Here is a 22,753-nt window from a genome sequence, read left to right on the forward strand (position 1 = left end):
CGGGGGGGCAATAGGGCTGCAAACCGACTCAAGCGCCCGCAACCAACTGTCCCGTGCATTGGCGCAGGATAGCGTCGGCGGGGTCTACGCGAAGGCTGGCAGGCAAGCGGTCCTGCGCCAGGAGCCGCGCCGCCCGCAGCGATATGCCGAACCAGTCGTAAAAGGCGGGCTCCAGATCGCTGCGCGGTGGCCATCCGACGCGGCCGCTCAGCTCGCGCGCGGAAACCTTGCCTTCCAGGACTTCAAATAGCGCCCGCATGAGCCGCTGGGTACGGCAAAGGTCGGTCAACGCGGCACCTTCGGAAAACAGCATGCTGCGGATGCGGGGTGGCGACGTGTTCAGGATATCCGCAAGGAAGTCCGCGCTCCACGCGCGCTCCGGATGGAGGAACACACGCTGCGAAAGCCGGTGGTGAAAGGGGAGCGCGCGTGAGCCAACCAGGTGCTCCTGGATCTCCATGGTGCAGGATGATGGCTGCATGGACGCCCCATCCAGATGCAGCTCGATTGCCTCGAATGGCGCGACGATGATCCGCTGGCCCGGCACGAGAACGCGGTCGAACCCACGCCGCCGCATCAGGGATCGTCCGCGCGTGGCGACGATGGTCAGCGGGAAGGCGGGCATCAGCCGGGACAGGCTGACATGCGAGTAGGACTGTAGATGGACACGCATGGCTGGTCGCAGAGGTGAATCGGTGGATCGGATGATCCTGTCACCGATGATCGTTGGAACGCCAGGTGAAAAGCCATCTGCATTTCCCGAACGTGCCGTTCAGCCTTCCGTAATGCAACCGGCTGCGTGCTTATGGCCGACTGCGGGAAGGGATGCCTCCACCGGCCTTTTCGCCCGTCCCCCTGTCCACATTGCCATCGGAAAGCAGGACGTCAAAAACGACATCAGGGTAAAGCTGCTGGAAACGGGACATCAGGTCGGGCAGCAGGTGCTTGACCGCGGTGCTCAGTGCGATTGCCGCGTACTTTCTGTCTTTGGAGAGGTTGCCTCGTTAGAGCACATCTGCAGCGAATTTTCAAATTAGCTCTAAGAATGTCTTCTGCATCTCCTTGGATAAGTGGTTAGAATCAGCCTGTAGTTATTAGGCTGATTTATGAATGAAAGCGATAAGCTTCCGGATCTGAGGGCCTTCCTCGCCGTGTACGAGGAAAGCAGTTTCACGCGCGCGGCAGCCCGAATGGGTGTGTCGCAATCGGCTCTGAGCCAGACCATCAGGACGTTCGAGGAGCGGTTGGGCATACGGCTTTTCTCGCGTACGACGCGCAGCGTGTCGCCGACGGAGGCGGGCGAGCGGCTGGTGGATCTGATCGGGCCAGCCATGCAGGCGATCGTTGCCGGCCTCGAGCAAGTCAGCACCTTGCGCGACAAGCCAGCCGGGACGATCCGGCTGACCGCGGACGAATATGCCGTGCAGAGTGTCCTGTTGCCCGCGATCGCCCGCTTCCTGCCGGACTATCCGGACATCCGCGTCGAGATCACGACGGAACAAGGCCTGACGGATATCGTCAGTGACCGCTATGACGCCGGCGTGCGCCGGGGCGGGCTGGTGGCCAGGGACATGATCGCCGTACGGATCGGCCCTGACGTCGGCATGGCGGTGGTGGGTGCCCCCGCGTATTTTGCCGGTCGCCCGCCGCTGAGGCAGCCGAAGGATCTGACCGGGCACGCGTGCATCCACTTGCGCCTGCCGACACACGGCGGCGTTTTCACCTGGACCTTCAGCAAGGGCAAGCGCGCGCAACGGATCAAGGTTGACGGCCAGCTCGTGTTCAACAGCCTTGCTCCGATCCTGGACGCGGCGTTGGCTGGCCTGGGCCTGGCGTGGCTGCCCGAGGAAATGGTGCAGCCGCATGTGGACGCAGGGCGCCTGGTGCAGGTGCTTCAGGACTGGCGGCAGACGTTCGAGGGCTACCACCTTTACTACCCGCACCGGCGTCAGCAATCGCCGGCGTTTGGGCTGCTGGTCGAGACGCTCCGATACCGGGGGTAGCCGGGCCCCTTCCGTAAGGGGATGGCGCCTCGCTGCGAGGCGGCAAGACTGACGGTCGAAGGAGCAGCCCCGCTGGCGGGGTCTTCGCACGCCGTTCCTTTCATTCGGAAGGCGGGTCTGACGGCTGGAAGAAGTCCGGCGCCCAGCGCCTGATCACTTCCCCGTCCAGCCTCCAGCCAACACATTTCCCCCAGTGGGGCCGCGGCGACGTTGGAGTGGGCAACCCGGCGCGGGGATCGGGCAGGGCTTCCCATTCCTCTCGCCTCGTCTCGCCCGCAACGGTCTGGTAAGCGACCGTGCCGAGATGCATCAGCAGTTCGCGCAGATGGGTGCAACCCAATGCGCCCCCCAGCGTGGCGTCTATCGCCTTGCGCCAGCCGCGCGCCATGCTGGCCCCGACCAGGCCTTGCAGCGGCGGCAGGCCTTCGGCGCATTCAGGGAACGGAACGGCGGGCAGGGCCGCGGCGATGGCCCGGACGGTGAAGCTGTCGTCCAGCGTAACGCGAACCCGCATGTTGTGCACGGGCACTTCGGGCGCTTGCACACCGCTCTCCCAGCTCGGCCAGTGCGTGGTCTTGCTGTCCTTCATTTCGCCTTCCATGTCCCACAAGCCGTCATCGCGGCGGAAGCCCTGCATGACGACGGCACGGGTATGCACATGGCGCCGTGGCACAGGCGGCGGCAGTTCGCCTGTGCCTGGTGGCGCGATGGATGGCATCGGAGCTTGATTTTCGCTCAACGGTTCCTCTTGGCGACGGTTGCGCGCGCCGGCCGCTTCGCCAGCGCGCTTTTTCGATTGGCATGCCACGTTTGCTTGCATGTATCGTCTCAGCTTTCGCGGCAGGAACCAATCCGCATTTGGTGAACTCGTGTTTCGAGAACGCCGAATCGAGGTCGGCACGCGGCTCGTGGCATACATCCCGCTACCGGATCGGCGGCGCTCCCGGCGTCGGGGAAAAATGGTGCTGTAGGATCTGCCACATGCCATGGCGCCTGACAAGCAACCACGTAGTCCTGAGTGTCGACGATGTCTCGCTTGCGTCCGCGAGCACGAAAAAAAATCGCGCGTACCCCTGCGCCAGCAGCGTATCCCCGCCGAGCGCGATCACGGATTGCTCGACAAGAGCCATGCGTGCCGAGCTAAGGATTCCGGCATACGAGTTGAAGTAGCTCCGGATCGCCGGCAGACCTACCGCATGCCCCTCACGGCCTCCGAAGAATACCGCTTCCGGGGCGTACATCGACGTTAGCGCGTCGGCATTCCATTCGAGTGCAGCAGCATTCCACCGGCGCTCGACGTCCATCAGTGCTTCGTGGGCATTCTCGGAAGCCCCGCCCGCGATGCTTTGGTGTTCGGTCCCGGTTGCCATGGCGTCGATTCGTTCGGGTGTTGCAAATTTACGCCGCGCGTTCGTCCCAGCGTAGGATGGCTATCAGGATACGACGAAAGTCGAACGCAATACGTCGGGATCGAAGGGCTGTTCCGTACTTTGAACGATGTGGCCAAGGACTGCGCCACGGAAATTGTCAGGATGCGATTGGTTCCAACGACCGCGATCGTGTGGCAGCCTACATTGGCGGGACGCCGTCGAACGCTCTTGATGAGCGCGGTCATCAGGCAGGTCGGTCAGGCGAATGGGCTCGCAGCCACCGTTTCAAAGTACGGAAGACTTCCTGGAAAGCGATTGGCCCTCCATGAGGGGGACAGCATAGTGACAGCGTGCATGCCTTAAGTGTGGTAGCCGATGTCTCCATGCTCGCCGCGTAGCGAGCATTCGCCCCGAGCAACTTGCAGCGGGGCTTTTTTTTTGGGGGGGACGCAGTTGATGAACCGCTGGACGAAGAGCTTTCCCGATGGTCAAGCAAGCTGCCAGTAGCTATCGGTTCTTCCCCCGACCCACCTGCGCGACCGTATCTGGCCGGACCCGGTGTGCGAGGTAGCCTTTTCCGCTGGGTTAACCCTCATGGCATTCAACCGATCCGGCGCGCAAACTCTACCTAACGTTAGTAAGGTTTGGGAAATGACCGATGGTCCATATCCGGGTGGAATGACTACCTCAAGCAGATGGAGATCCACATGTTGCAGTGCGCAGGCGCCGGGCCGCAAGGTCATCATCCTGGGACCGGCGCGATCTGGCCAAGGCCGGGTCGATCCAACGCCGCGGAAAGCCTGATGACAGTCGTGCCGCTGGTACTGGCCTCCATCAGCCGTAAACGCGCGCTTGGCGCACGTCAGTGTCGAGCGGGAGATCGAACCACGGCTGGTCGCCACGGCGCAACTGCTGCAGGAATGGCTGGCGTCATGCGAGTAAGATCAAGCCGGTGTTGATTCGACCATGAGCGCGTTCAACCGCCTGCACTTAATCCGGCAAGTCGATCTTTTCACGCTGAGGCTCTTTCTTTCGGCGGTCGAAGAGCAGCAGATAGGGCGTGCCGCGATCCGGGAGAACATTGCCGCTTCGACGGCGACCAAGCGAATTCAGGACCTTGAAGACATCGCGGGGGTCAAGCTTCTCGATCGAGGGCCAAAAGGCGTCGTGCCCAGCCCAGCGGGCGCGGTTCTGGTTCGCTATGCGCGCAAAGTCCTGGACGACATCGAGGATTTGCGATCAGAGATCTCCGCCTTCACAGAAGGGGTGCAGGGCAAGCTGGTTGTCGCGTCGGCCCGCTCGATCATCGCGCCCTTCCTGGCTCGCGAGTTGGGTGACTACGCACGGGACTTTCCTCTGGTGGAACTCGTGGTACGCGAGGTCCAGAATGCCGAGATCATAGAGGCGGTCTCACGCGGCGACGCGCACGTCGGCGTATTCGCAATGGCCTACGAGCTAGAGCTAGGCGGGGTGGACGTGACACCTTACCGCCGGGACCGGCTGGTTGTCATCGTTCCGCGAACCCACGCGCTCAGCGGGCGAAAGAGCGTCACATTCGAGGATCTGCTGCCCGAGAAGCTGATTGCGGCTGAGGCCATGATGGGCGCATTTCGCGCCGCAGCGGCGCGCCTCGGCAAGGACTTTACGCCGCTGTTCAGCGTCAGGAGCGGCGGGGCGGCGATCAGTCTTGTGCAGGCCGGGCTTGGCGTGACCGTGCAGCCTGAGTGCCTCCTGAGCCATGCACTGTTCGAACATGTCGAGAGTGTCGAACTCGCTGAGCCATGGGCCGTCCGGACAATCCACATCGCCACAGCCCGTGGGCGGATCTTGAGTCCGGCTGCCGCTGCGCTGATGAAGCAACTGCTCGACCGGCCGCGCGACGCCGTCGCCGGCTCCGATCACGCTTGAGCTGTCTTGTTGGCACGGCTTCTTCGAGCCAGTCGAATCTCCGGTTCCGAAAAGGCCACTTGGATCTCCTGCTGCATAAGCCTACGCTACCCATACGCATCGCAGCGGTTCGTGCCGATGCCAATTCAGGGGCCTCCGGGCGCGTTGCAATGACGAACGATACGAACCATTCCCCACCCGTCACGATGACGCTGGAGCGCGGTCTCCAGGTGCTGCGCGCATTCCGCGCGGAGCGGGCACCGCTGACCAATGGCGAACTGGTGCGTCGCACGGGGCTGTCGAAGTCAACGGTGTCCCGCCTGACGATCACTTTGATCAGCCTGGGTTTTCTTCGCCGGGTCGCGCACGGGCCTCAGTTCGAGCTAGCAAGTGGCGCGCTCGGTATCGGTCACGCCTACCTGGAAACAAGTCCGGTTGCGCGGCTCGCCCATCCTTTCATGCAGCAACTGGCCGACAGGCTCAATGTCTCCGTCGCGCTTGCGGTGCCCAATCAGTTGGACATGCTGTATATCGCCTATCGGACAAGCGCGCGGATTGCCACGCTCAGGCTCGGCGTGGGCTCTCTGCTGCCAATGGGCTGGACGTCAGTCGGGCGGGCGTGGCTGTGGCGGCTGCCCGAGGATATGCAGCGCCACTACATCGCCTCGATCATGCAGGCTGCCGGCCCGCGCGTCGAGGACGTCAGAAAGGGCATCGAAGCCGCGTTCGAAGATTTGCGGACGACGGGCGTCTGCATGTCCCTTGGCAAGTATCAACGCAATGCGTACGGGATTGCGTTGCCGGTCGAAGTGGGGCGTTCCGGCGCCTTGATGACGCTGAGCTGCGGTGCAGTCGAACTGGAGCCGGACATCGCCTCCATCAGAAAGCGCATTGTGCCGGAGCTCAAAGCCGCCGCGATAGAACTGACGGTGTTGCTTCGCGAAGTCGGCTCCGAGCCCTGATTCGGAACATGGTCGCGTTGGCAGAGCCGCGTTGAGTGCCTTTGGTGTTCGGCTTCGCTCCCGTGGACGGCCCAGATGCTCCGGATAGTCCGCTCCTCAAAGGACACCGTGCGGCAACAGGATCTGGCGCACAACCGAGCCGGTACGGAGCAGGTCGAGGCTTTCATTCAGTCGCTCGAAGCTCACATGCTCGCTGCACAGCCGGTCCATCGGGAAGCGCCCGCCCTTGTAGAGATCGGTGTAGCGGGGAATGTCCTGCGACGGCACGCCGCCGCCCATGAAGGAGCCCCGGATCGTTCGTTCCTCCAGCACAAGCGGCCACTGCTTGACGGGAAACTCGGCGGAGGTGGAGCTCACGCCCACGTGCACGACCTCGGCGCCGCGCGCGGCAATGGCTTGCGCAAGTTGTACGGCCGGCATCACGCCAGAGACTTCGAACGAGTGGTCGACACCGCCATCGGTAAGGTCTAGGACTTGCTGGACGGCCTGCGGGTCGCGCGCGTCGATGCAATGGGTGGCACCCAGCAGGCGTGCAAGGCCGAATTTGTCCGGAACCACATCCAGGCCGATGATGGTCGAGGCGCCCGACTCGCGCGCGGCCATGACCGCGCTGAGGCCGACACCCCCGAGGCCGACGACGGCCACCGTCGCACCCGGCTTGACCTTGGCCGTGTTGAACACCGCGCCCGCGCCGGTCAGCACGCCACATCCGAGCATCGCAGCCACATCCAGCGGTACGTCCTGGTCGATGCGGATAAGCGACTTCGGCGCCAGCACGGCGTACTGCGCGAACACCGACAAGCCGCTGTAGTGGTTGAGCAGTCGGCCATCAGGAAAACGCAGGCGCCGCGCTCCGGTGGCCAGCTTGCCCTCGGCGCGCACGGCCGCGACGGCCTGGCATAGCCCAGGGCGGCTAACCTTGCAGAAGTGGCACTTCCCGCAGCCGGCGACGGCTACCATCACCACATGATCGCCCGGCGAGAACCGGGTCACGCCCGTTCCCACGTCGCGCACGATCCCCGCCCCCTCATGTCCGCCGACGATCGGCAGCGGCCGCCTGGCCAGTCCCTCCACCACCGACAGGTCAGAGTGGCACAGGCCTGCGCCGCGGATCTCTACCAGTACCTCGCCGGGGCCCGGGGGATCCAGTTCTACCTCTTCGATATGGAAGGGCCTGGACTGGACGAACGGGGTTGGCAGACCCTGCTCATACATCACGGCCGCGAACATTCTCATCGTATCTTCTCCTTGTATTGCGGGTTGTAGCCGGCCATGAGTCGGCCAAGGTATTCCCTGGACTTGGTGCTCGAGGTGGCGAGGCAGGCGATGTGACATGACAGCTTTGGGCCACTTCTGCCAGCAGGTCAACGTGCAGCGACCAGTCGTCCCGTACATTGGGTGCTGGCCTCCAACTCGCGGCAGCCCGCCTGCAACGCCAATGGGAGGATCGCCGTTCGGCTTCCCTGCTTTGATGGATCACAGCGGATGACCGGGCGCGCGCGAGTGCTCCAATGTACGGAACATCATGATGGCCGCCATTGCCCGGGAGACGTGGCCTTTCTAATCTGTGATGCCATCACACACAAAAAGACAAGCACGGAGACACGGTGGACTGCCTGCGGGAATGGCCCACGTACAAAGCCGTTGCCCTGGCGCCGCCGCACGCCTGGCCAAGCCCGCCGGCGGCGTTGTCTCCTGCGCGGACCCACCCTCACTGCCAGGAACATCAGCATGAAAGCTATCGCCGCAGGCCTGTTGTTAGCACTCGGTTCCACGCTCGCATTCGCACAGAGCGGACAACCGGTGAAGATCGTCGCCTCGCTGGAACTCAGCGGGCCGGGCGCCAACCTTGGCATGGATGCGCTCGCGGGCTACCAGTTTGCCGTGGAGGCACTCAACAAGAAGGGGGGGCTGCTTGGCCGTCCGGTCGTGCTAGAGCACCAGGACAATGGAACGAATCCCCAGCGCGCCGTCAGCCAGGCCGGCGCGCTGGCGCAGCAAGGTGCGGCGATGCTGCTCTCGCCCGCGACTTCCGGTGCCACGCTCGCCGTCAGCAGGGCGGTTTCCGGCAAGCAGAAGGTGCCGATGTGCGTGGCGCTTTCGGCGGCCGAAGAAATCACGATGAAGGACTACCAGCCCTACCTGTTCTCGACGGCGCCGACGACCTACATGTTGATGCGGGCGGTCACCGCGCGGCTGGCGAAGCAGCCGTACAAGCGCTATGCATTGCTGGTGCCGGACTACGCGGGGGGCAGGGCTGCCGCCGTTCGCTTCAAAGAGTTCATGAAGGAGTTGAATCCGCAGGCGCAGATTGTGGTCGAGGAATATCCCAAGCTGGGCGCCACCGATTACACCGCCAGTATCAACAAGATCCTCGCGGCCAGGCCGGACTATGTCTGGGCGCAGATCTTCTCGTCCGACCTTCTCACGTTTGTCAAGCAGGGCAAGGCGCTTGACTTCTTCAAGCAGATCAATAACCGCTTCATGACGGTGCTGGATGCCGGCACGCTAAAGATGCTCGGCGACAACGCACCCTTGGGGACGGAGGGTTACCAGTACGCCCCGTTCAATTTCCTGGGCAAATCGGGTGAGGCGAAAGAGTTAGTCGCACAGTACAAGGCAAAGAACGGCAACTATCCGTCCGACTGGGCTATCGGCGCCTATGACTGCGTGATGACCTGGGCCCAGGCGGTCAACGAGGCAAAGACCACCGTGCCCGAAGGGCTGATGCGCGCGATAGAAGGCCAGGAGTTCACGACACTTCGCGGTCCGGTCCGGTTTGGCAAGTACGACCACGAGGCAGAGGTTCCCGTGTACTTCGGCAAAGTCGTGGCGGGCAAGGAGTACGGGCAGCCGGTCCTCGAGATCGACGAGGTGGCACCTGCGAAAGCGACGCGCCCCTCGCTGGCGGTGGTGGAAAAGGCGCGCAAGGAATGAGTGTCGCAAACAGGTGCCTGGAATCTGGTGCCGCCAATGCACTAACGCAGGCTGAGGGAGGATGGAGATGAACTGGCAGTTGCTATGGGCCCAGGTGCTGGCGGGGATCGCCAACGGCGGGCTGTACTTCCTGGTGGCGTCGGGCCTCACCTTGCTGTGGGGTGCGCTCGGCGTCGTGAACCTGGCGCACGGGTCCTTCTTCATGCTGGCTGCGTTCGGCACGGCCGCCAGCATCCAGCAGTGGGGCCCCGAGGCTGGCTTCGTGATTGGCTGCCTCGCCGTTCCGGCACTGGTTGCGATCCTTGGGGCCGGACTGGAGATTTCGCTGTTCCGTCGCGTGTACCGAGCCGGCATGTGGGGGCAGTTGCTGGTGTCGTTCGGGCTGCTTCTCGCGCTGAACAACATCACGCGGCTGGCGTTTGGCACGCAGCCGCTCTCCATGGCGCCGCCGCGCCTGCTCGCGGGATTCATCGAACTGGGCGACTTCAAGCTAGCGACCTATCAGGTCGCCGTGCTTCTGGTTACCGCAGCCGTGGCGGTCTATCTCTGGGCCTTGCTGGGGCGCAGCCGCACCGGGCGGCTGATTCGCGCCGCAGTCGACGATCCGCAGATGCTGGCGGCCGCAGGCGTTGACGTACCGCGGCTACGTACCCGCGTGATGGCCATTGCCGCGCTGCTTGCCGGCATCGCTGGCGCAATCGCGGTGCCCCGGGGCGCGATCAATACGGGGCTCGATGTCCAGATCGTCCTGATCGCCTTCGCCGTAGTCGTGGTCGGGGGGCTCGGTTCGGTGTGGGGCGGCTTGGCCGCAGCCATGCTGATCGGCGTCGCCGAAACCGTCTCGACCTTGTTCATTGACCAGGGCGGCGAAGTCATCATCTTTGCCGTCATGGTGCTGGTCCTGCTGTTCAAGCCCACGGGCTTTCGCACCATCGCCGGAAGGGAGTAGCCATGCAGTACTTCGACAAGAAGAACATTGGCGCGCTGTGCGCCGTGGGCGGCGTGTTCTGCGTGCTGCCGTTCGTGATGCCGACATCGATGTTGCCGGAACTGACCCGCCTGGTCGTGCTGGCAGGCGCGGCAATGACGCTCAACCTGCTGGTGGGAGCGACAGGACTGATTTCGATGGGGCAGGGCCTGTTCTTCGGGTTCGGCGCCTACGCGGTGGCAATTGGCACGATCAAGCTCGGTGTGCCGTACTGGCGCGCGGCGCTGTTCGGGCTTGTCGTCGCCGTACCATTGTCCGCCGTGGTCGCACTCATCTCGCTGCGCGCCCGGCATCTCTTCTTCGGGCTGCTGACCCTCGCCATCGGTCAGGTCGCCTTCGTCCTGGTGGCCCGGAGCTACGAGCTGACCGGGGGAGATGACGGGCTGGTCGGCGTCGCGATCCCGGCCTGGCTCGAGCCGGACATGGCGCGTCACCTTCTCGCGGTCGGGGTGCTGGTCGGGGTGGGCCTGTTCTTGCTGCGGCTGCTGGCTTCGCCCTTCGGCACCATGCTGGGGGCGGTGCGGGACAACGCGGACCGGATTGCTTCGCTGGGAGGCAACCCCAAGCTGTACGAGATCATGGCCATGGTGATCGCGGGAACCCTGGGCACGGTCTTTGGCATTCTCTCGGCGACGACGGAAGGTAACGTGGACCCGCAGATGTTCTCCTGGGCCACGAGCGCCATGCTGCTGATGATGGTCGCGCTGGGCGGCCGCTCTCTGTTCCTGGGGCCGATCCTCGGCACCGTGCTGCTGGAGCTGTCGCGTGCCTATACGCAGATCCACTCGGCGAATGCCGACCTGGTCGTGGGTGTGCTCGTGATCGTGTGCGCCGTGCTGTTCCCGGAAGGACTGGCACCGCCGGTCAACGATTTCATCGGCAGGCGCTTGACAGGGCGCCTCAGCCGGGGCGATGGGAATTCCATGACCTCTTTCGGTGCCAGGGATGGGCGGAAATGAATACGAACCAGCAGCCGGTGCTGAGCGCATCGAACGTTTCCAAATCCTTCGGCGGTTTCACCGCGGTGAGCGGTATCTCGCTGGACATCCACGATGGCGAGGCGGTCGCCATCATTGGCCCAAACGGCGCCGGAAAGAGCACGTTCTTCGACCTTCTAACGGGGCGCAAGCTGCCCGACGGCGGCGAGGTGCGCTTGTTCGGCGAGCAGGTGACCACGCTGCCGCCATGGCGGCGCGTGAAGCGAGGGCTTGGCCGTTCTTTCCAGGTCAGCAGCGTATTCCGCAACTCGACCGTGCTGGAGAATGTGCAGATCGGGCTAATGCTCGCCCGGGGACGCTCGTGGAGTATGTTCAGCCGGGCCTCGTCCCTCATGCGGCGCGAGGCCGAGGCAGCGCTGGAGAAGGTGGGACTGCAGGCAAAGCGCAACGTGCTCGCGGGGGACCTGTCGTACGGTGACCAGCGCACGCTGGAATTGGCGGTGGCGCTGTCCACCAACCCCCGGCTGCTGTTGCTGGACGAGCCGACGGCAGGGATGGGGCGGGAAGAATCGCGCCAGTGTCTCGCGCTGATCCGCTCGATCGGTGCCAGCGAGCGCATGCCGATCGTGTTCGTCGAGCACGACATGGAGGTGGTGTTTTCGTTCGCCAGCCGCGTCGTCGTGCTGGCTGCCGGAAAAATTCTGATCGATGCCGAACCACAGGTCGTGCGCTCGGACGCTCGCGTGAAGGAGGCCTATTTTGGTGAAGATATCTGACGAAGTCCTGTGCGTGAGAGGGATGAACGCAGGCTATGGCCACGTGAAGGTCATCCGCGATGCGCACATCAGCGTGCATGCCGGCGAGGTGGTGGGGTTGGTGGGGCGCAACGGTGCCGGGAAAACGACATTCATCAACGCCGTATGCGGCCTGATTGCCGCGAGTTCCGGCGCCATCGTGGTGAATGGCCAGGATGTCCTTGGCATACCCGCCCACCGGCGGGTGGCCGCGGGGCTGGCGATCGTGCCGAGCGGGGGACGGCTGTTTCGCTCGCTGACGGTCGAGGAGAACCTGACGATCGGGGTGAAACATGCCCCCGCCAGGCAAATCGAGTCGGTGTACGCGCTGTTTCCCGAGATGAAGGCGTTGCGCGCGCGCTATGCGGGCAAGCTGTCCGGGGGCGAACGGCAGATGGTCGCCATCAGCCGCGCGCTGCTGCTGCAGCCCCGGCTGTTGCTGCTGGACGAACCCAGCGAAGGGCTCGCGCCCATCGTCGTGTTGCGGCTGGCCGACGCGATCAAATCCCTGTGCTCTGGTGGGATGGGTATCTTGCTGGCGGAGCAGAACATCAAATTCACCGACCTGGTTTGCGATCGCTGGTATGCGATCGAGAAGGGGGACATCGCACCGGTCGAGCCGGCCATTGGCGGGGGCAAGGCGCGTACCGCGCTAGCCAGGGACTGACGTCGGGCGCAGTCGTCCATCACGACCCGGCATGCTGGCCGGCCGCTTGCGGCCGGACTCGTGGGCGCCGAGCGAGGCACCAATCAACGCGGTCAGTCATCAGGACACAACAAGCTGGGCTGGCTTTCGGACGCGATCATCGCGGCTGCAGCGATGGATGCGCCAATGGGTTAACCCCCATGGAAGTTACTCCATCGCGCGCCCAAAATCTACCTAACGTTTGTGAGATGACATTGCTGTCCTCCAGCCGTCCAGTCCGCTTTAGGTTCACGGAGGTTCCATGCTGCACACCAATGTCACCAACCGCGCCAGGCGTCCGCCCGGAATCGGTGCGATCGAACCGGCAGCGAAGCGACTTGAAGCGGCACAATGCGAGGTGAGGGTGGTGCCACTGTCACGCGGCCTGGCCGTCCTGGCGGCGTTCAGTCCTGAGCGGCCCTGGATGGGCAACCAGGATATTGCGCTGGAAACCGGCATTCCCGGGCCCACGGTGTCGCGGATGCTGTATTCCCTGGTTGCGCTGGGCTACCTTCACTACGACGAAGCACGGCGGAAATACCGGCTCGCCGCTGCTGCGCTATCGCTCGGCTACGCGGCCATCGCGGGTGCCGATGTGCAACGGGCCGCCCGCAGCGAAATGCAGAAGTTCGCGGATGCGACCGATACCTACGTGGTGCTGGGAACGCGGGACAGGCTGGATGTGATAGTGCTGGACACGCAAATTAGCAAGGACGCGATGCTCGATCTGAGGCTCGCGGCCGGTACACGTTTGTCCATCGCTTCGTCCCCGATGGGTTGGGCGCTGCTGGCGGCGCTGCCGGAGCTGGAGCGCTACTATCTCCAGGGCAATGTGGAACGCAAGAGCGGCCGCGACTGGCCGTCTCTGCGGCGCTGGATGGCGGAAGGCACGTCGCAATTGCACAAGCGGGGGTTTTGCACGTCGCTTGGTGAAGGGAATCCTGAACTCGTTTCCATTGCCGTCCCCGTCCGTGTTCCGGATCATCCGCCGATCGTGCTGGCATGCGTCGGCCGCAGCGCCCGCATGGCCCGTGTCCGCGTCGAGCGGGAACTTGGGCCCAGGCTGGCCGCGACAGCACTGGCCTTGCAGGAACGGCTGGGCGTCCTCGAGTGATGCCGGACCGCTGACCCCGATGGTATGCACTCCGCTCGGGTGCCCTTCATTCGATCCGGTTGCCTGGTGACGATGCTGGCTCTCCCCATAGCCGGTCAGAGTTGCGCATCGACATCACGCAGCAGAGCGACCAGGTCCAAGGCGGCCGCCTGCAGCACCGGTACTATCCGCTTGCGGAGGGCGGCAACGTCAGGTTCGAGCTCAACCGCGCCACAGCTCAGGGCCAAGTGCGTGGCCGAATGTCCTACCCTGACTGGCAGCGCGATGCCGTATGCATTGCGTTGAAAGTTTCCCAGCGACATGCACGCGCCGGTAGTCTGCAGATCGTCGAAAGCAGCCTGGATCCCCTTTTCGAGTTCTCCGGCACGCGGGCCTGCTGCCTGTTTTAGCGTTTCGATGTAGTTGCCCTGGGCGTCCGGTGGCAGTCCCCACAGCCATGCGCGGCCACTGGCCGTCCACCCCATCGGCAGCAGGGAGCCGACGCCCATCCGCAGAGTCGCGATCCGCGCGCTGGTCCGGTGGGCGATGTAGAGCATGTCGAGATGATCCGGGGCCGCCAGCGAGACCGACACGTTGAGGCGGTCCGCCAGTTCCTGCATAAAGGGATGTGCGCGTTGCGTGACCGGGTTGGTCTCCAGGTAGGTATGGCCGATGCTCAGCGCAGCTGTGGCCAGGGCGAACTGCGGCCCGCCGGCTACTCGGCGAAGGTAGCCGAGTCCCACCAGTGTGGTGGTCAGGCGTGAGACCGTTGCCTTGGACAGGCCGGTGCGCCTGACGAGCTCCCCATTGGTCAACGGGGAACGTTCGGCGCGGAATGCTCGCAGCACCTGAAGCCCTCTGTCTAACGTCAAGGTGACCGGTGCCGTACTTTGCATAGCTGCCACTGTTTCCCGAGTAACGACCGCTGTTGTTGCCTGCATTGGATCACCTGCTGAGAGCGAAGTGCTGCAAGTCTTCCGGCCCATGGGCCGTTTCTGCTCCGACTTCCAGCTTGTCCCTGGATTTCGTCGGTGCGTGCTTGCGTGCCTGTCGTCAATGCTAGGAGTCTTTGGCGCGTTCCTCAATTTGTGAATCACGAGCGACCGATTGCCGAAATTCGAACGCCATCGTCTGGCGCGCGGCTACACGCGGCGCGCAGCGATCAGTGTTCCTACGGGTATTGCCGACTTTCGAAGTACGGAACAAGGATTCCCGCCTCGTTGACCCGACGGCGTGCGACTTCCAATACTTGCTGGATACCAGGGAGACAGCATGAAACCATCGACCCGTCTGTGCCTCGGCGCGTTTGCCATCACCATCGCCAATTGGTCGTCGGCCGCACCCCCGGCGGGCGAGCCTGTTCGCGTTGCAGCATCCCTCGAATTGAGCGGCGCCGGTGCGGATGTATCGAAAGATGCCCTCGATGGTGCCCAGTACGCCGTGGAGGTCATCAACCGCAATGGCGGCGTGCTTGGCCGGCCCATATCGCTGGCCTACCAGGACAATGGAACCAACCCGCAAAAGGCAGTCAGCCAGGCCGGCGCCATGGCGAAGGACGGCGCCAGCCTGTTGATCGTTGCCACCTCAGCCAGCGCGCTAGCTGTCAGCAAGGCCGTGGGCTCGCGGCAGAGGGTCCCGACTTGTGCCAGTTCGTCACAGTCTGATGACCTGACCATCAAGGACTACCACCCGTATATCTTCGCCATGAGCCCGAACAGCTACATGGTGATGCACTCGATGGCGGCGTACCTTGCCAAGCAACCATACAAGAAGTATGCCGTGATTGCCGCCGACTACGCTGCTGGTAGGACTGGTGCCAACCGTTTCAAGGCTTTCATTAAGGAATTTAATCCGCAGGCCGAGATTGTCGTCGAGGAGTATCCCAAGTACGGCGCGCCTGACTTCACGCCCGCCATCAACAAGGTGCTGGCTGCCAAGCCGGACTACGTGTTCACGATGCTGTTCGGCAGCGACCTGATTACGTTCTCCAAGCAGGCACAGGCTATTGGCTTCTTCGCACAGGTGAAGAACCGCTTCAGCGCGCTGTACGACGGCATCACCCTGAAGGCCATGGGCGATGCCGCGCCGGTGGGAACAGACGGTTTTCAGACCGCCGCGGTCAATGTGCTTGGCAACGCATCGCCCGAAGGGCTGGCCTTCGTTGCCGCGTACAGGGCCAGGCGCGGGCGCTTCCCGTCCGACTGGGCGACTCTCAGCTATGACTGCGTTTCGGTGTGGGCGCAGGCAGCCAACGCGGCCAGGTCCATCGCACCGGACAAGGTGATGGCGGCGCTTGAAACGCAGCCGTTCAAGTCGCCACGCGGACCGATCCGCATTGGCAGGTTCGACCACCAGGCCGAGGCGCCGGTCTATATCGGGAAGGTCGCGCAGAGCGCGGAATTCGGCCAGCCGGTCATCGACATGCTCGAAGTCGTCCCGGGAAGCAAGAGTCGGCCGCCGGAGCAGACCGTGCTGAAGATGCGCGGCGGTTGACGGCATAGCGCGAATTCGAGGTTTGTGGGTCGGTGGCATTGGGAACATGCGGCGGCGCTGCACACGGCCCACCGAGGCTGTCGTCATGAAGGGCAGGTAGGACTGGCGAATCGACGAGGAGGCAGAGATGGAGTTGAGGCTGAACGGGCGAAAGGTACTTGTCACGGGCGCCTCCCAAGGTATCGGCGAAGGCCTCGCGCAGGCGTTCGCCGCCGAAGGCTGTGAGCTTTACCTGGTTGCCCGGTCGGCGGAACGACTCGAACGGATCGCAGCCGGGTTGCGGGCGCGCCATGGCATCGGAGTACATACACTGGCCGCGGACATGATGGCGCCAGGCGCCATTGCCCAAGTTGCCGGATTCGGGGTGGACGCCGACGTATTGGTGAACAACGCCGGCAGCATTCCGGGCGGCAACCTGTGGCAGGTGGACGAAGCGGCGTGGCGGCAGGGGTGGGAGCTGAAAGTGTTTGGCTACATCAATCTCACGCGCCTCGTGTATGCCGGGATGAAGACGCGCGGTGCCGGCATTATCTTGAACAACATCGGCAATGGCGGCGAGAATGTCGACTTCGACTACATCTGTGGCAGCGCCGGCAACGCCGCGCTGATGGCCTTCACACGGGCATTGGGCGGCCGCAGCCTCGAAGACGGCATCCGCGTGGTGGGGGTCAATCCGGGACCCGTTGATACCGAACGAATCCGCAAGGTGCTGCGCGCCCGCGCCCAGGGTGACGCGCAGGAGGTGGGGAAGATGTTGGCCACGATGCCGCTGGGCCGGCCTGCAACCGTCGCGGAAGTGGCCGACCTGTTCGTCTACCTCGCCTCGGATCGTTCCCGTTACACCTCCGGCGTGATTGTCACCGTCGACGGCGGCATGGCCTCGCGTTGCTCGATCGCGTGACTGGCGCCGACTTATTGAAAGGGGTTTGACCCCCACGACATGGATTCTTTCCGGCCGGCGGCGCCGCGGCATTTCCGGAGTACGGAACAGTCCTGCGGGCCCGGTTGACTTGCCTGGACGCGTCGATCACGCTGGCTCCATGCGATGGAGATGGCATTGCCTGCAGCGGCCGATGCTGCACAGCCGCCTTGCACACATCGCGCCGCAGCAACCGTGCAACCAAAAGGCTGGATTTTCGATGAGTGACTCTCTGCACAATGACTGGATTCCCACGGGAGACGATATCGCCACGGCGAATGTGTCGGCGCTGGTCGCGCGCCTGGGCCTGAAGGACTACGATGAACTGCTGGCTTTCTCGAACGAGAAGCCGGACGCCTATTGGCGCGCTGTCATCGACTTTTGCGGCATGGTCTGGGACGTCCCGTTCCAGAAGTACCTGGACGCGTCGGAAGGGCAACCGTTCCCGAAATGGTTCCCGGGTGGACAGCTCAACTGGGTCAAGTCTGCGCTCAGGTGGGCTGATGACCCGGAGATGGCGTCGCATACCGCAGTGGTGGCCGAACGCGAGGATGGCTCAGCCCAGCGCCTGAGTTATGCCGAGCTGGCGCAAAAGGTGGCGGCGTTCGCCGGTGGCCTGAAGGCCCTGGGCGTGGGGCGCGGAGACCGGGTCGGCCTGCTCATGGAAAACGGTGTCGAGGCGACGGTGACCTCGCTGGCCATTGCCTGGATCGGCGCGGTGACGGTGCCGCTGTTCAGCGGCTTCGGTGTCGATGCGATCGTGTCGCGTCTGTCGTCGTGCTCAGCCCGCGCGCTGGTGGCCACCACCGGATTCGCGCGCCGGGGCAAGTGGGTCGATACGCGCAGCCTGATCGATGAGGCCATGGTGCGCCTGCCGGAGGTCGGCACCACCATCTGGAAGCACGCGGGCGAGACCATCACCTTCGGCGACAAGGAGCTGGACTGGCACCAGGTTGCCGGCTCGCAGCCCGACGCCGCGCCGCAACAGATGTCGCCGGACGATCCCTTCATGATCATCTATACGTCCGGCACCACCGGGAAGCCCAAGGGGACCGTGCATACCCACGGTAGTTTCCCGATGAAGATCGCGCACGATTCTGCCGTCCATTTCAATGTCAGTCCGAAGGATGTGTTCTGCTGGCCCGCGGACATGGGTTGGGTGGCGGGCACGCTGGTGATGTCGTGCGCGCTGCTGCGCGGCGCAACCCTGGTTTGCTATGACGGGGCCCCCGATTTCCCGGACTGGTCACGCATGTCGCGCATCATTGAACGCTACGGGGTCACGCATTTTGGCTCGGCGCCGACCCTGATCCGCGGCCTGGCCACCAACGAGGCCATTGCCACGCAAGGCGATGTGTCCACGGTCAGGCTCCTGATCACTGCGGGCGAGGGCATTGATCCCGAGCACTTCCTGTGGTTTCAGAGGGCGTTCGGCCGCGGCCGCCGTCCGGTCATCAACTATACGGGCGGCACCGAGGTCTCGGGGGCGCTGTTGTCCAGCGTGATCGTCAAGCCCATCAGCCCGGCTGGCTTCAACACGGCCTCGCCGTCGGTGGCCGCCGACGTGGTCGATGCGGATGGCAAGTCGCTTACCAACGCCGTTGGCGAACTGGCGATCCGCCGGCCCTTCGTCGGCATGACGCAGTCGTTCTGGCAGGACGACGAGCGCTACCTTGACACATATTGGCACACCGTGCCGGGAGTCTGGGTGCATGGCGACCTCGCGATGCGCTGGGATGATGGCACCTGGTTCCTGCTGGGGCGTTCCGACGACACCATCAAGCTGGCCGGAAAACGGCTCGGCCCGGCCGAGATTGAGGACGTGCTGCTTGAGCTGCCCGAGATTGCGGAAGCGGCCGCGATCGGCGTGGATGATCCGGTCAAGGGGCAGAAGCTGGTGGTTTTCCTGGTGCCGTCCGCCGCGGTGGTGCTGTCGAAGGAGGCGTTAAGGGCTGCCGTCAGCCAGCATGTCGACGGGCGGCTGGGCCGGCCGTTCCGGCCGTCGATGGTGCATGTGGTCGCGCAGTTGCCGAAGACGCGCAGCTCGAAGATCATGCGGCGGGTCATCCGCAGTGTCTACACCGGCCAGCCTGCCGGCGACTTGTCCGCGCTGGACAACCCGCCGGCGCTTGATGAGATTCGCGCCGCTGCAGGGCAGTGACAGCGCGTTGATTGACGGGAGCGTGTGTATTTCCTTGTTCGCTGCACATGCTCCGCCTGCTTTATTCAGGAGATTCCATGTCGAAAAGCAACGCCGCGCCGAGCGCGGCCTATGAGCAGTATTCGAGCCTTGCGTTTGATCGCCCGAGTGAGGGCGTCCTGCGCATCACGCTGAATCGTCCCGAGCGCCTGAACGCGCTGGATGCCCGTGGCCACGACGAGATCGCCCGCGTCTGGCGCGACATCGATGCCGACCCGACCGTGAGCGCCGTGGTGCTGTGCGGCGCGGGCAAGGCCTTCTCGGCCGGCGGCGACTTCGAGATGGTGGAGGAGATGATCGACTCCTTCGATGCCCGCGCCCGCGTCTGGCGCGAGTCGAAGGACCTGGTCTACAACATCATCAATTGCTCCAAGCCGATCGTTTCGGCGATCCACGGCTCCGCGGTCGGTGCGGGGCTGGTTGCCGCGCTGCTGGCCGATATTTCGGTGGCGGCCCGCAGCGCGCGGCTGGTGGATGGGCATACCCGGCTCGGCGTCGCGGCCGGCGACCATGCCGCGATCGTTTGGCCGCTGCTGTGCGGCATGGCCAAGGCGAAATACCACCTGATGCTGTGCGAGCCGGTGAGCGGCGAGAAGGCTGAGCAGATGGGGCTGGTGTCGCTGGCGGTGGATGAGGCGGATCTGCAGGACACGGCCGTGTCGATCGCCACCCGCCTCGCCAATGGTGCGCCGTCGGCGATCCGCTGGACCAAGTATGCGCTGAACAACTGGCTGCGCCAGGCCGGTCCGATCTTCGACGCCTCGCTGGCGCTGGAAATGTTTGGCTTCGGCGGCCCTGAGGTCAAGGAAGGCGTAGCCTCGTTCCGTGAGAAGCGCGGTCCGGTGTTTCCGCGCACGACGTCTGCTTAGCCAGGCAGCGGCTGAAACGCTCGATCCGGTATCTGGCGGACGATGCGCGGTAACAAGCATGGGCACGCCGTCCCGGAGTTCGGCAGGTCCAGCAGGAATGGATAGGACATGAGCGCAACACCAGCCGGGCAGCAATTGATGGGCGGAAGGCGGCTGGGCATTAACGTGTTCGCTTGGGCGATCGCGCTTGCGACCGGGCTCGACTACTTCGATAACACGATCTTCTCGTTCTTCATCCGGTATATCGCCGGTGGCGTCAACGCTGCGCCCGACGAACTGGTCTGGGCGTCGACGGCCTATGTCATTACCTCGGTACTTGGCATCCTGCAGCAGCAGTGGTGGGTCGAGCGAGTGGGCTACCGGCGCTATATCAGCGCCTGCCTGCTATGCTTCGCGGCCGGATCGGTGGCGTCGGCGCTGTCCGATTCCTCGCTCGAACTGGCCGTGGCGCGCGGGGTGCAGGGGTACTTCATCGGCCCGATGATGAGCGCTTGCCGCATCCTGCTCCAGCTCAGCTTTACGCCGCAACAGCGCCCTGCGGCGACGCGGGTCTTCCTTGTCATGATCTTGCTGGCCAGCGCGATCGGACCGCTGTGCGGCGGTTACCTGATCGCGTACTTCGGCTGGCGCGGGCTGTTCTCGTGCACCGCGTTTGGCGGTGCAGCACTGGCGCTCTTTGCCTGGCTGGCCGTGCCGCCCACAGGCCAGTTACATCCAGAGGCCCGTGGTGATCCGCATCTCTGGCCATATCTCCTTTTTGCCTTCGCACTGGGCTCGCTGCTGATCGTGATGCAGCAGGTGCGCTTTGTTCTGTTCAGCGCCTCGCCCGGGATGGTGCTGCTGACTGCGGCTGGCTTGCTGTCGCTCGCATGGTTCGCCTGGCACCAGTGGCATCACCCGAGGCCGCTCGTGCGGCTGCACGCGTTGCGCGAGAAGAGCTTCCAGGTGGGTATCGCGTTGTATGTCGTGTTCTACTACTTGAGCAATTCCCTCGGCTACCTGATCTCGCGTTTCCTTGAGGGCGGGCTGGGGTATCCGGTCGAAAACACCGGGCGCCTCGTGGGCGTTACGTCGTTGGTCTCCCTGTGCCCGGCTTTCGCGTACTTCCGGTACTCGTCGCGCATCCAGCATAAGAGATGGATGATCGTCCCCGGCTTCCTGCTGGCGGCCTTTATCGGCAGCTGGATGGCCTATATGCCGCCCGGCGTCAGTACCTCATGGCTGGTGCTGCCCCTGGTGCTACGCGGACTGCTCTTGCTGTTCGTGGCATTGCCGGTGGCCAACGTTACCTTCCGGATCTTTGCCGTGGAAGAGTTCAATCATGGCTACCGCTTCAAGAATATCGTCAAGCAGCTGACCTATTCTTTCGCGACGGCCACCATGATCATCCTGGATCAGCACCGCTTTGCCGTCCACGATGCCCGGCTAGCCGAGTTTGTGAATCCGTTCAATCCTGTCTATCAGGCGACACTGGACCGTCTGACCCATGTCTTCGAGAGCATGGGCCATACGTCCCGTGAGGCCGCCAGCCTCGCCCTGGTTGAGGTGAGCCGCATGGTCACGCAGCAGGCGAGTTTCCTCAGTACGCTGGACGGCTTCCATTTCGTGACCTGGGTCGCCATTTGCGGCAGCATCTTTGCGATGTTCCAGAGACGGATCGACTGAATATGGCCAGCGTGGGTTCCGATGACTTCACCGACTGGAGGGACTGGGAGAACTTCTGCAGGGTCGTTGAGGCCGGCAGCTTTACGGCCGCAGGTGCCAGGTCCGGCGTGCCGAAATCTTCGGTCGGCTCATCGGTGACGCGGCTTGAGTGCCAGCTTGGCATCAGGCTGCTTGAGCGAACCACCCGCCGCGTCAGCGTCACCGAAGCTGGCGAGGAACTCTATGCGCGTTCGGCGCCGTTGCTGGCGGCGCTGCGGGATGTCGAAGCCGACACGAAGTCGGCAACGCAGGAAGTCCGGGGAACGCTGCGCGTGAGCGCGCCTTATGAGAGCGGATGGCTGCTCTTGTCACCGGCGCTCGCAAAGCTCCTCAAGGCGCATCCATCCTTGCGGGTTGAGATCGATGATTCTCGGGTATTGCCCGATCTGGTCGAGCAGCGGTACGACCTCGCCTTTGTCAGGACCACCACGGAATTGCCGGATAGCTCGCTGGTGAGCAGGCGGGTTGTCACGATAGACAGGGCTTTTTATGCATCGGCCTCGCTGGCGCGGGAACGGGGCCTGCCGAAGACGCCGCAGGACCTCGAGGACTGGCCGGCGATCGGAGTACTGAGAGCGCGGGAAGGAGGTGGTGCGCGTGCCGGTACAGCCCCGTATCCGGACCTCCAATGCCGAAATCCGCATCCGGGCCGCCCTTGATGGTCTGGGCGTGACACGCGTGGCGTCGAGCTTCGTGGAGGGCCATCTCAGGCGTGGTGAACTGGTTCAGATCTTGCCAGCACTCACTTCGACGCCGGTCAAAGTTTATGCGCTCACGCCTGCGCGCCGGCTCATGCCGGCAAAAGTGCGTGCTTTGCTGGAAGCTGTCGGCAGCGTTGACGACTAGCCGAATCCCGCCATTCAGTACCGTTTCGGCTCGTCGATGGCGGCAGCCCGGCAGCCGGCACTGCC

Annotated in this window: 22 protein-coding genes; 17 read left to right on the plus strand and 5 right to left on the minus strand. The window is 63.9% G+C overall.

What is annotated here, in order from left to right; translation table 11 throughout:
- Positions 1-28: 28 nt before the first annotated feature.
- Complete coding sequence (locus tag AC1DS6_RS02495; protein WP_477101901.1) at positions 29-673, minus strand: AraC family transcriptional regulator; 645 nt, start codon at positions 671-673, stop codon at positions 29-31.
- A gap of 22 nt (positions 674-695) precedes the next feature.
- On the opposite strand from AC1DS6_RS02495, the gene AC1DS6_RS02500 reads away from it, so the two are divergent.
- Positions 696-1,037: a hypothetical protein gene (locus AC1DS6_RS02500; protein ID WP_477101902.1), complete on the plus strand. Its 342-nt coding sequence runs from the start codon at positions 696-698 to the stop codon at positions 1,035-1,037.
- 69 nt (positions 1,038-1,106) lie between these two features.
- The gene (locus AC1DS6_RS02505) at positions 1,107-2,003 is read left to right on the plus strand and encodes a LysR family transcriptional regulator (protein WP_477101903.1); all 897 of its coding nucleotides are present in this window, start codon (positions 1,107-1,109) and stop codon (positions 2,001-2,003) included.
- Between the two features lie 100 nt (positions 2,004-2,103).
- Here AC1DS6_RS02505 and AC1DS6_RS02510 read toward each other — a convergent pair whose 3' ends face one another.
- Positions 2,104-2,742, minus strand: coding sequence for a DUF2889 domain-containing protein (locus AC1DS6_RS02510; RefSeq protein ID WP_477101904.1), 639 nt, complete (start codon positions 2,740-2,742; stop codon positions 2,104-2,106).
- A 184-nt stretch (positions 2,743-2,926) separates the two neighbouring features.
- Positions 2,927-3,373: a YybH family protein gene (locus AC1DS6_RS02515; RefSeq protein ID WP_477101905.1), complete on the minus strand. Its 447-nt coding sequence runs from the start codon at positions 3,371-3,373 to the stop codon at positions 2,927-2,929.
- A 966-nt stretch (positions 3,374-4,339) separates the two neighbouring features.
- Here AC1DS6_RS02515 and AC1DS6_RS02520 point away from each other — a divergent pair.
- Both AC1DS6_RS02520 and AC1DS6_RS02525 read left to right on the plus strand, forming a co-directional pair.
- Complete coding sequence (locus tag AC1DS6_RS02520) at positions 4,340-5,281, plus strand: LysR family transcriptional regulator (protein ID WP_477101906.1); 942 nt, start codon at positions 4,340-4,342, stop codon at positions 5,279-5,281.
- Between the two features lie 149 nt (positions 5,282-5,430).
- On the plus strand, positions 5,431-6,222 hold the full coding sequence (locus tag AC1DS6_RS02525) for an IclR family transcriptional regulator (RefSeq protein ID WP_477101907.1): 792 nt from the start codon (positions 5,431-5,433) through the stop codon (positions 6,220-6,222).
- 96 nt (positions 6,223-6,318) lie between these two features.
- On the opposite strand, the gene AC1DS6_RS02530 is transcribed toward AC1DS6_RS02525, so the two are convergent.
- Complete coding sequence (locus AC1DS6_RS02530; RefSeq protein ID WP_477101908.1) at positions 6,319-7,458, minus strand: zinc-binding dehydrogenase; 1,140 nt, start codon at positions 7,456-7,458, stop codon at positions 6,319-6,321.
- Positions 7,459-7,953: 495 nt separating this feature from the next.
- Between AC1DS6_RS02530 and AC1DS6_RS02535 the strand changes: the two genes are divergently transcribed.
- The 6 genes from AC1DS6_RS02535 (at position 7,954) to AC1DS6_RS02560 (ending at position 13,678) form a co-directional block, all read left to right on the plus strand.
- Entirely contained in the window at positions 7,954-9,159 is a 1,206-nt protein-coding gene (locus AC1DS6_RS02535; RefSeq protein ID WP_477101909.1) for an ABC transporter substrate-binding protein, read from the plus strand.
- 67 nt (positions 9,160-9,226) lie between these two features.
- Positions 9,227-10,108: a branched-chain amino acid ABC transporter permease gene (locus tag AC1DS6_RS02540; RefSeq protein ID WP_477101910.1), complete on the plus strand. Its 882-nt coding sequence runs from the start codon at positions 9,227-9,229 to the stop codon at positions 10,106-10,108.
- 2 nt (positions 10,109-10,110) lie between these two features.
- Entirely contained in the window at positions 10,111-11,106 is a 996-nt protein-coding gene (locus tag AC1DS6_RS02545; protein WP_477101911.1) for a branched-chain amino acid ABC transporter permease, read from the plus strand.
- Positions 11,103-11,861 carry an ABC transporter ATP-binding protein gene (locus AC1DS6_RS02550; RefSeq protein ID WP_477101912.1) on the plus strand — a complete coding sequence of 253 codons (759 nt, stop codon included), beginning with the start codon at positions 11,103-11,105 and terminating at the stop codon, positions 11,859-11,861. The genes AC1DS6_RS02545 and AC1DS6_RS02550 overlap by 4 nt, the downstream gene beginning before the upstream one ends.
- Positions 11,848-12,546, plus strand: coding sequence for an ABC transporter ATP-binding protein (locus AC1DS6_RS02555; protein WP_477101913.1), 699 nt, complete (start codon positions 11,848-11,850; stop codon positions 12,544-12,546). Before AC1DS6_RS02550 ends, AC1DS6_RS02555 begins: the two co-directional genes overlap by 14 nt.
- 280 nt (positions 12,547-12,826) lie before the next feature.
- Positions 12,827-13,678: an IclR family transcriptional regulator gene (locus AC1DS6_RS02560; RefSeq protein WP_477101914.1), complete on the plus strand. Its 852-nt coding sequence runs from the start codon at positions 12,827-12,829 to the stop codon at positions 13,676-13,678.
- A gap of 95 nt (positions 13,679-13,773) precedes the next feature.
- Here the strand turns inward: AC1DS6_RS02560 and AC1DS6_RS02565 are convergent, their stop codons facing one another.
- The gene (locus AC1DS6_RS02565; protein WP_477101915.1) at positions 13,774-14,553 is read right to left on the minus strand and encodes an IclR family transcriptional regulator; all 780 of its coding nucleotides are present in this window, start codon (positions 14,551-14,553) and stop codon (positions 13,774-13,776) included.
- Positions 14,554-14,929: 376 nt separating this feature from the next.
- On the opposite strand from AC1DS6_RS02565, the gene AC1DS6_RS02570 reads away from it, so the two are divergent.
- The 7 genes from AC1DS6_RS02570 (at position 14,930) to AC1DS6_RS02600 (ending at position 22,688) form a co-directional block, all read left to right on the plus strand.
- Positions 14,930-16,150, plus strand: a complete 1,221-nt coding sequence (locus AC1DS6_RS02570) for an ABC transporter substrate-binding protein (RefSeq protein ID WP_477101916.1) — start codon at positions 14,930-14,932, stop codon at positions 16,148-16,150.
- 127 nt (positions 16,151-16,277) lie between these two features.
- Complete coding sequence (locus AC1DS6_RS02575; protein ID WP_477101917.1) at positions 16,278-17,051, plus strand: SDR family oxidoreductase; 774 nt, start codon at positions 16,278-16,280, stop codon at positions 17,049-17,051.
- Between the two features lie 238 nt (positions 17,052-17,289).
- Positions 17,290-19,230, plus strand: coding sequence for an AMP-binding protein (locus AC1DS6_RS02580; RefSeq protein WP_477101918.1), 1,941 nt, complete (start codon positions 17,290-17,292; stop codon positions 19,228-19,230).
- Between the two features lie 77 nt (positions 19,231-19,307).
- On the plus strand, positions 19,308-20,138 hold the full coding sequence (locus AC1DS6_RS02585) for an enoyl-CoA hydratase/isomerase family protein (protein WP_477101919.1): 831 nt from the start codon (positions 19,308-19,310) through the stop codon (positions 20,136-20,138).
- Between the two features lie 108 nt (positions 20,139-20,246).
- Entirely contained in the window at positions 20,247-21,803 is a 1,557-nt protein-coding gene (locus tag AC1DS6_RS02590) for an MFS transporter (RefSeq protein WP_477101920.1), read from the plus strand.
- 2 nt (positions 21,804-21,805) lie between these two features.
- Positions 21,806-22,501: a LysR family transcriptional regulator gene (locus AC1DS6_RS02595; RefSeq protein ID WP_477101921.1), complete on the plus strand. Its 696-nt coding sequence runs from the start codon at positions 21,806-21,808 to the stop codon at positions 22,499-22,501.
- Positions 22,440-22,688, plus strand: a complete 249-nt coding sequence (locus AC1DS6_RS02600) for a LysR substrate-binding domain-containing protein (protein ID WP_477101922.1) — start codon at positions 22,440-22,442, stop codon at positions 22,686-22,688. The genes AC1DS6_RS02595 and AC1DS6_RS02600 overlap by 62 nt, the downstream gene beginning before the upstream one ends.
- Positions 22,689-22,753: the final 65 nt, after the last annotated feature.

The organism is Cupriavidus sp. 05L310 (assembly GCF_056398185.1).